Origin of the sequence: Actinopolyspora sabaoui, assembly GCF_051225635.1 — a bacterium.
Taxonomy (GTDB): Bacteria; Actinomycetota; Actinomycetes; order Mycobacteriales; family Pseudonocardiaceae; genus Actinopolyspora.
Window position 1 is genome coordinate 461,141 of sequence record NZ_JBMIHH010000006.1, and the last position, 8,526, is coordinate 469,666.

The 8,526-nt window shown below is 67.2% G+C and carries 9 protein-coding genes; 5 read left to right on the plus strand and 4 right to left on the minus strand.

Translation table 11 applies throughout. The annotated features are described in order from the left end of the window. Window positions 1-14: 14 nt before the first annotated feature. A complete protein-coding gene (gene sdhA / locus ACOQFL_RS14515) occupies window positions 15-1,805 on the plus strand; it encodes a succinate dehydrogenase flavoprotein subunit (protein ID WP_435544671.1) in 1,791 nt (596 codons plus the stop codon). Further along, entirely contained in the window at window positions 1,805-2,602 is a 798-nt protein-coding gene (locus ACOQFL_RS14520) for a succinate dehydrogenase iron-sulfur subunit (protein ID WP_435544672.1), read from the plus strand. Before sdhA ends, ACOQFL_RS14520 begins: the two co-directional genes overlap by 1 nt. A gap of 404 nt (window positions 2,603-3,006) precedes the next feature. Here the strand turns inward: ACOQFL_RS14520 and ACOQFL_RS14525 are convergent, their stop codons facing one another. Continuing rightward, a complete protein-coding gene (locus ACOQFL_RS14525; protein ID WP_435544673.1) occupies window positions 3,007-3,237 on the minus strand; it encodes an SCO4848 family membrane protein in 231 nt (76 codons plus the stop codon). A 127-nt stretch (window positions 3,238-3,364) separates the two neighbouring features. On the opposite strand from ACOQFL_RS14525, the gene ACOQFL_RS14530 reads away from it, so the two are divergent. Then, window positions 3,365-4,633, plus strand: a complete 1,269-nt coding sequence (locus ACOQFL_RS14530; protein ID WP_435544674.1) for a D-alanyl-D-alanine carboxypeptidase family protein — start codon at window positions 3,365-3,367, stop codon at window positions 4,631-4,633. 19 nt (window positions 4,634-4,652) lie between these two features. On the opposite strand, the gene yhjD is transcribed toward ACOQFL_RS14530, so the two are convergent. The 3 genes from yhjD to ACOQFL_RS14545 all read right to left on the minus strand — a co-directional run bounded on the left by yhjD (window position 4,653) and on the right by ACOQFL_RS14545 (window position 7,233). After that, window positions 4,653-5,690, minus strand: coding sequence for an inner membrane protein YhjD (yhjD, locus tag ACOQFL_RS14535; protein ID WP_435544675.1), 1,038 nt, complete (start codon window positions 5,688-5,690; stop codon window positions 4,653-4,655). A 59-nt stretch (window positions 5,691-5,749) separates the two neighbouring features. Continuing rightward, on the minus strand, window positions 5,750-6,775 hold the full coding sequence (gene trpS, locus ACOQFL_RS14540; RefSeq protein WP_435544700.1) for a tryptophan--tRNA ligase: 1,026 nt from the start codon (window positions 6,773-6,775) through the stop codon (window positions 5,750-5,752). Between the two features lie 218 nt (window positions 6,776-6,993). Then, entirely contained in the window at window positions 6,994-7,233 is a 240-nt protein-coding gene (locus ACOQFL_RS14545; protein ID WP_245780251.1) for a hypothetical protein, read from the minus strand. Between the two features lie 235 nt (window positions 7,234-7,468). On the opposite strand from ACOQFL_RS14545, the gene ACOQFL_RS14550 reads away from it, so the two are divergent. Both ACOQFL_RS14550 and ACOQFL_RS14555 read left to right on the plus strand, forming a co-directional pair. Next, window positions 7,469-7,819, plus strand: coding sequence for a hypothetical protein (locus tag ACOQFL_RS14550; RefSeq protein WP_435544676.1), 351 nt, complete (start codon window positions 7,469-7,471; stop codon window positions 7,817-7,819). A 165-nt stretch (window positions 7,820-7,984) separates the two neighbouring features. Next, window positions 7,985-8,362, plus strand: a complete 378-nt coding sequence (locus tag ACOQFL_RS14555) for a hypothetical protein (RefSeq protein ID WP_435544677.1) — start codon at window positions 7,985-7,987, stop codon at window positions 8,360-8,362. The last annotated feature ends 164 nt before the right edge of the window (window positions 8,363-8,526 follow it).

An 8,526-nucleotide genomic window follows, 5' to 3' on the forward strand; every position in this document is an offset into this window, starting at 1 on the left:
CCAAGGAGACCACCATGCAATTCCACAAGTACGACGTGGTCGTCGTCGGCGCGGGCGGCGCGGGAATGCGCGCCGCCATCGAGTCCGGCCAGCGCGCCCGCACCGCCGTACTCACCAAGCTCTACCCGACCCGCTCGCACACCGGTGCGGCGCAGGGCGGGATGTGTGCCGCACTCGCCAATGTCGAGGAGGACAACTGGGAGTGGCACACCTTCGACACCATCAAGGGCGGTGACTACCTGGTCGACCAGGACGCGGCCGAGGTGATGGCCAAGGAAGCCATCGACGCGGTGCTCGACCTGGAGAAGATGGGGCTGCCGTTCAACCGCACCCCCGAGGGTCGGATCGACCAACGCCGCTTCGGCGGGCACACCAGGGATCACGGCAAGGCACCCGTACGGCGCTCCTGCTACGCGGCCGACCGCACCGGCCACATGATCCTGCAGACGCTCTACCAGACGTGCATCAAGCACGGCGTGGAGTTCTTCAACGAGTTCTACGTGCTCGACGTCAACATGACCACCGACGAGGACGGGCAGCAGCGCTGCACCGGAGCGGTGGCGTACGAACTCGCCACCGGCGAGATCCACGTCTTCCAGGCCAAGTCGGTGATCTTCGCGACCGGCGGCTTCGGCAAGATCTTCAAGACGACCTCGAACGCGCACACCCTCACCGGCGACGGCATGGGCATCGTCTACCGCAAGGGGCTGCCGCTGGAGGACATGGAGTTCTACCAGTTCCACCCGACCGGGCTGGCCGGACTGGGCATCCTCATCTCGGAGGCGGTGCGCGGCGAGGGCGGTATCCTGCGCAACGTCGACGGTGAACGCTTCATGGAGCGCTACGCCCCCACCATCAAGGACCTCGCGCCGCGCGACATCGTGGCGCGGTCCATGGCGATGGAGGTGCTGGAGGGCCGCGGCGCCGGACCGAACAAGGACCACGTGCTGCTGGACGTCACGCACCTCGGTGAGGACGTGCTGGAGAGCAAGCTGCCGGACATCACGGAGTTCTCCCGCACCTACCTGGGCGTGGAGCCGTTGCACGAACCGGTCCCGGTCTATCCGACCGCGCACTACGCGATGGGCGGCGTTCCCACCAACATCGACGCCGAGGTGCTCGGCGACAACGACAACGTGGTTCCCGGTCTGTACGCGGCGGGCGAGGTCGCCTGCGTCTCGGTGCACGGCTCCAACCGGCTCGGGACCAACTCGCTGCTGGACATCAACGTCTTCGGACGTCGTGCCGGTATCGCGGCCGCGGAGTACGCCCAGGGCCACGACTTCCTCGAACTGCCGGAGAACGCCGCCGAGCTGGTCGAGGGAATGGTCAACCACCTCCGCACCGCGGAGGGCGGCGAGCGGGTCGCCAACATCCGCACCGCGCTGCAGGAGACGATGGACGCCAACGCCTCGGTCTACCGCACCGAGGAGACCCTCAAGCAGGCACTGTCGGACGTACAGCTGCTCAAAGAGCGCTACGGCCGTGTGGCCGTGCACGACAAGGGCAAGCGCTACAACCACGACCTGCTGGAAGCGGTCGAACTGGGCTTCCTGCTCGACCTCGCCGAAGCACTCGTCAACTCCGCGTTGGCACGCAAGGAATCACGTGGCGGACACGCACGCGAGGACTACACGACCCGCGACGACACCAACTTCATGCGGCACAGCATGCAGTACAAGCAGCTGCCCGATGAACAGGATCCGAACGCGCCGCTGGGCCTGACCGGTTTCCTCTCGGACATCCGCTTGGACTACAAGCCCGTCACCGTAACCCGGTACCAGCCGATGGAGCGTAAGTACTGATGACCGCCCCCACCACAGACGCGAACAGCGACACCGCCACCGTCGACCTGCCCTCGGACGCTCCCCCGATCCCGGAGGGGGCGACGATGGTCACGGTCAAGATCGAGCGCTACAACCCGGAGGTCGACGACGACCTGCACTGGGAGGCGTACCGCATCCCGGCGCTTCCCAGCGACCGCGTGCTCAACCTGCTGCACTACATCAAGTGGTACATCGACGGCACGCTGACCTTCCGGCGTTCCTGCGCGCACGGCGTGTGCGGTTCGGACGCCATGCGGATCAACGGCGTCAACCGCCTGGCGTGCAAGGTTCTGATGAAGGACATGTTCGCCAAGAAGGGCGAGACCACCATCACGGTGGAGCCGATCAAGGGCCTTCCGGTCGAGAAGGACCTGTTGGTGAACATGGAGCCCTTCTTCGAGGCCTACAAGGCGATCAAGCCCTACCTGGTCACCACCGGGAACGACCCGACGCGGGAGCGGATCCAGTCGGTCGCCGAGCGGGAGCGGTTCGACGACACGACCAAGTGCATCCTCTGCGCGGCCTGCACCACCTCGTGCCCGGTCTACTGGTCGGAGGGCTCCTACTTCGGCCCGGCCGCGATCGTCAACGCGCACCGGTTCATCTTCGACAGCCGGGACGAGGCCGCCGAGGAGCGACTGGACATCCTCAACGACATCGACGGGGTGTGGCGCTGCCGCACCACGTTCAACTGCACCGACGCCTGCCCGCGTGGCATCCAGGTGACCAAGGCGATCCAGGAGGTCAAGCGGGCGCTGATGTTCCGCAGGCGCTGATTCCGAGGCGCTGATCGGAACTCTCCGCGGTGCCGCGTTCCGGTGGGCGGTCGATCCCGCGTGAGATCGGCGGCTCGCCGGAACGTGCGGCCCTCGGGTGAGGATCCGTACGATCTCTCCAAGCCGGGAGACCCCGTACCTCGTTGTACGGGGTCGTGGAGCGTGTGTGCCGCGGCGAGTGGGAATACGACGGCGCACACTCCCGGTCCCCTGGACAGCGGACGATCGCCGCCGCTGCCTCGGCGCACGGAAACGCGGAGCCACCGGCCCGGTGGCGTTCGTGACCCCGCGCGATCACGATAGCCGGATTCGTAGCCGACGTCTCCTCCGGCCCACGAAGACGGACATACATCACGAACCTCACCGCCGCCGCGCGTTCCCCGCGCAGTCCCGGAAAACTTCGATCAGCCCCTCCGGCTCGCGCGGTAGGCGCGCAGACCGAACACGCCGATCACGGTGCCCAGCACGAGCGAAACCACCGCGATCACCACGTGCACCCACAAAAACGCCGTCGGCGCCCCGTCCGACCACGACTGCTCGTCGCCGAGGATGTTGCGGAGAAAGGTCGGCCACAGCAGCCAGGACCAGACCCCGAAGGCCAGCAGGAACAACGCCATACCACGGGTGATTCGCACGTCCCCAGTATCTACTGTGCCCGCGAGCACAACACCGTCGGGCGCACTCGTTCGCCGCGAACACACCCGAGTTCCTCGAACACTCGGCGGATTCGCGCCATCGGGAACGTGACCTAGGGTGGTCCGCGTGTCCACAGCAGCCTCTCGCCTACCCGTCCGACTCGCCACGGCAGTGCTGGCGGCGATCCTGTCGATGGGACTGTTCGTGCCCGCAGGCACGGCAACGACGAACCGGACCCGATCGAGCTGTCCGAACGCCACGCTGCCTCCCTCGCCTGTGGACAGTTCGGAGGTGCCCGCGCCGGGGGAGCCCGCACCGAAGCCGCTACCGGTCCCGGCCGAACCGATCGGCGGGCCCGGAATGGGGCACTGCGGTGTCGTGATCCCACCGGAAGCTCCCGCACCGCCGAAGCGGGTGAGCTCGGCCAGCTGGATCGTGGCGGAGCTGGACAGCGGGAAAGTGCTGGCTGCCAAGAACCCGCACGGCAGGTACCGTCCCGCCTCGGTGATCAAGATCCTGACCGGGCTCGTCGCCGTACGCGAGCTGGAGCTATCCGACACCATCACGGCCACCGAGTCCGACGCGGCGGTGGAGGGCAGCGCGGTGGGGCTGGAACCGGGGCTCGACTACACGGTACGCGAGGTGCTGACGGGGCTGATCCTGCAGTCCGGCAACGACGCCGCGCACGCGTTGGCGCGCAAGATCGGCGGTACCGCGGAAACCGTGCGGCGCATGAACGAACTCGCCGAACGGCTGCGCGCCCGGGACACCAGAGCCGCAACCACCTCCGGGCTCGACGGCCCGGGCATGAGCACCTCGGCGTACGACATGGCACTGATCCTGCGCGCCGCGCTGAACGAGCCGGAGTTCGCGCGCCCCGCGGGCACGACGCGGACCCGACTCCCAGCACCGTCCGGCCAAGCTCCGATACGCATCGCCAGCGACAGCGATGTGATGCGCGACTACCCCGGAGCGATTTTCGGCAAGACCGGCTTCACCAACGATGCACGGCACACCAGGGTCGTCGCGGCGGAGCGGAACGGTCGCGCGCTGGTCGCGGTGCTGCTGCGTGGCGAACACCGTCCGATGGACCTGTCCGAGCAGGCTGCCGCGCTGCTCGACTACGGCTTCCAACTGAGCGGGCGACGAGTGGTCGGGAAACTGGTCGAACGACGCGCTCCCGAACCGAGCACCACCTCCACGGCCAACACCGCGGTCGAAGCGGCGCAACCGACGTCGGAGCCGGAAAGCGACCGGTTCCCACGCACGGGGGTCGCTCTCCTGATACTGCTGGTGGTGGCGATGCTGCTGCTCGTGGCAGCGCTGCGGCTCCAGCGCGCTCGCAGGCGAGTCGCGAGCGCCTCGCGGCGGGACGATTCGGAAGACAGCGGCTGACGGCCGGGGTGCTCCGGCCTCACCGGCGCCCGCGCAGCAGCCAACCGAGCAGGGTTCCGAGACCGAACATCCCCACGGCCGCGCCCGCGCCGCGTCGGGACGGCACCACCGGGCTGATGACGGCTGGCGGGGGTGGCTCCACGGCCGCCACGGGCTGGTTCTCCCTGGCGGAGGCGGTCCAAGCGGTGACGAACAGCAGGAACCGGGAAGTCAGGTAGGCGAACACCAGCAACCCGAGGATGGGTCCGAACGCGGCTGCCGCTGGTGAGCTGCTGAGGCTGTTCAGGTAAACCACACCGACCTGCTTGAGCACCTCGAACCCGACGGCGGCGAACAGCGCGCCCCACACCGCGCTGCGAAGTGTCACGGGCCGCCTGGGTAGCCGGGCGAGCACCCAGAGGAAGACGAGCCAGCTGGCCGCCAGCGACAGCAGCAGGGCCAGCAGCCACAGCACGATACCCACCCAGGCATTGTTCTCGACGCCCGCCAACCGGAACAGCATCCTGCCGACCCCGCCGCCCAGCGCGCTGATCCCGAACGAGACCGCCATAGCCACTCCGAGCCCGAGCAGCGAGAGCAGATCGGCGAGGGTCCGCTTGAGAAAGGACAGGTCCGTCGGCCCCTGCCCCCACTGGGCGGTGAGCGCCTCACGCAGGTTGGTCATCCATCCCAGCCCCGAGTACAGCGCTGCCAGCAGGCCGATGATCCCGACAGCGCCCGCCTGCTTGATCGCCTCGTCGACGATGTCGTTGATCAACTGACTCAGCTGTGGACTGGGCACGGCTTCGGAGATGGCCGACTGGAGGCGCTGCAGCAGGTCGGGATTGCTGGTCAGCACGAAACCGGCCACCGCGAACACGATCATCAGCAGCGGCACGAGCGCCAGCACGCTGAAGTAGGTGATCGCGGCGGCGTAGTAGTCACCGTAGTGGCTCTGGTACCGCTGCGCGGCCCGGACCAGCCGATCCAACCGGGGATAACGCGCCCGCAGCAGCTCGAACCTGCCGGGGCTCGGCTGCTGCCGGGCGGTGCGTGCCGGTTGACTACGGTCGACCACCTGCTCCTACCTCCGCGTGCCGCTCGTCGGTGGCGGCAGGTTACCCCGAAAGGATCAGTTCAGCCCGCCGGAGGCAGGAAACCCACGCGCTCGTAGGCGTCTCGCAGCGTCCGCGAGGCCACCGCCCGGGCGCGCTCGGCACCGCGCCGCAGGATCTTGTCGAGTTCGGCCGGATCGTCCAGGTACTCGGCCACCCGCTGCTGGAAGGGCGTGAGGAAATCGACGAGCACCGCGCCGAGGTCCTTCTTCAGATCGCCGTAGCCGCTGCCCTCGTAGGCGGTCTCCAGCTCGGCGACGGACCTGCCGGTCATCCCCGAGTAGATCACCAGCAGATTGCTGACTCCGGGCTTGTTCTCCGGGTCGTAGCGGATGTCGCGTTCGTTGTCGGTCACCGCCGAACGCACCTTCTTGGCGGTGCGCTTGGGGTCCTCCATGAACTCCACGACGCCGGAGGGGATCGACTTGCTCATCTTCGAGGTCGGGTCCTGCAGATCGAAGATGCGGGCCGTGTCCTCGGGGATGTGCGCGTCGGGGACGACGAAGGTGTTGCCGAACCGGGAGTTGAACCGCTGCGCGAGCGTGCGGCTGAGTTCCAGGTGCTGGCGCTGGTCCTCACCGACCGGCACCACGTCGGTGCCGTAGAGCAGGATGTCGGAGGCCATCAGCGCGGGGTAGGTGAACAGTCCGACACTGACGTGCTCGTCGTCCTGCCGCGCGGACTTGTCCTTGAACTGCGTCATGCGGGAGGCCTCGCCGAAACCGGTGAGGCACTCCAGCACCCAGCCCAACTGGGTGTGCTCGGCGACGTGGCTCTGCACGAACAGCGTGCTGCGTTCGGGGTCGATCCCCAGCGCCAGCAGCTGGGCGGCCGCGTTGCGGGTGTTGGCGCGCAGTTCCTCGGGGTCCTTGGCGATGGTGATCGAGTGCAGATCCACCACGCAGTAGAAGGCGTCGTGGGTATCCTGCAGCGCTATCCAGTTGCGCAGCGCTCCGAGGTAGTTACCGAGCTGGAAGGAGCCGGCCGTGGGCTGGATGCCGGAGAACACGCGGGGACGCGCGGTGGCCCCGCCGGATTCGGTGGTCACGGAGCCGGACTCGGTGGTGACGGAACTCTCGGTGTGCACGTAGCCGATTCTGGCAGAACCGCGTCCACGGCGGTCGGGCGAGGGTGGCCGTCCGCGCGCTCCCGCGAGGACGGCGTGACGTCGTGTGGATCACCACCCGAGGTCTCCGCCCCGGAAGCGAGAGCCGGCGGGAGGTTCCGCCGAGCGAGCACCCCGACAACCCGACCGGAAAACTTCGATCAGCTCCGGCGCTGGTTCTCGGGCTGGACCGGGATCTTCTTGCGCCGCAACGTACCCGCGATCATCCCGATCACGCCGATCACGACGGCGCCGAGGCCCACCGGAGTGCTCAACGCGTCGAGCGGGGTGGCCTGCGCCCGCACCGTTTCGGTGGCTGCCTGCGCCGGAGCACCGGTGATCAACAGCGTCATCGCGAGCATCGACGACCACGCGCCTGCGCGCACCACAAGTCTACGCACGAGCCGTGCCTTTCTGGTCGGACTTCGATCGTTGTACCCCACGGCAACGCCGCGCGTTCCGTGCCGTCACCCCGGGCGCCCCACCGGTTCGCCTCCGGTACCGAGAACGTCCCACGATCGTGCGGTGACAGCGGAGAGCGTATTGGTCGACACAACGAACGGCGACAACGGGGCCGTACACCACAGCCGGCCATCGGACTGAACACCGGTTCATCCCGGTTTCCGGCCACACCCCGTGAGACGCACGAGGGGGCGGGAGGGTTGCGAAACGAACCCGAAAAACGGGAACCGACACGTTTCGGGCACGAATGAATTCATTCGGTGGTTCGGGCGAAATGCCCGAGCGGTCATCCCCCAGGTCACCGATGACGGAGTCATCAGGACGGACGGACGCCACGAACTGCTGGAACTCGTCGATGAGTTCGCCGAACTGCTGCTGATCGGCGGTGAGCACCACTCGGATCACAACGGATGCCTTCGAATCGGAGATATCGGTCATGGTCAGATATATCTGGCACTGGAACAGTTCGGCGGGCTGATCACCGAAGTGGACACGCAACCGAAGCACCTGTCCGAGTCCGGGTGACTCGGATGTACCGAACTCCGTTCGCCGGTTGATCACGACGGCATCGGCCAGTAGTCGGACCTTTCGTACCGACTCGGCGGCGATGTCGTCCAAGGTTTCCTCGTCCTGGCGGTACTGACCGTCAATGGTGATACTCGCCAACGAACAAGGCTGCCGAGAGGCCGGGTGAACGGCCGTAAAGGCGGTGTTCGGAGACCCTGCCGTGTCGGGGCCGGTGGCATCGGAGACCGTCTCCTGGAAGTCATCGGGATCAACCGTAATCTCGAACTCCGCCTTGCCACCCAAAATACCGGCTACTCCCGCATCGGCCCCCATACGCCATTCACCGCTGTCGGTCGGACCGAAATGAATCCCGGCTTCAGCGCCTGCCCCGGCCCAAGCCTCACCTGTGACGTTGAGCCCGATACCAGCTACATCGGCGCCAGCCTCACCGGTGACCTTGGCTCCGGCGAAAGCGCCCGCATCAGCATGAAACCGTCCAGTCCTGCGGAAGCACTGGTGTCGACCTTGGCTCCGACAAAAGCTTCCGCTTTTCCGCTGTAGCCCACGTACGGGCCAAATTCGGCTTTTCCTTGAGCAGTGAGCCTTTTCCACTCGGGTTCGGTCTGCCTGGATGAGGGTCCGGATGGCGTTGATCAGCAGGGTCGCGTGGTGCGGGCAGCCTCGGATCCGGCGCAGGATCTTCCAGCTCTTGAGCTGGGCGTTCG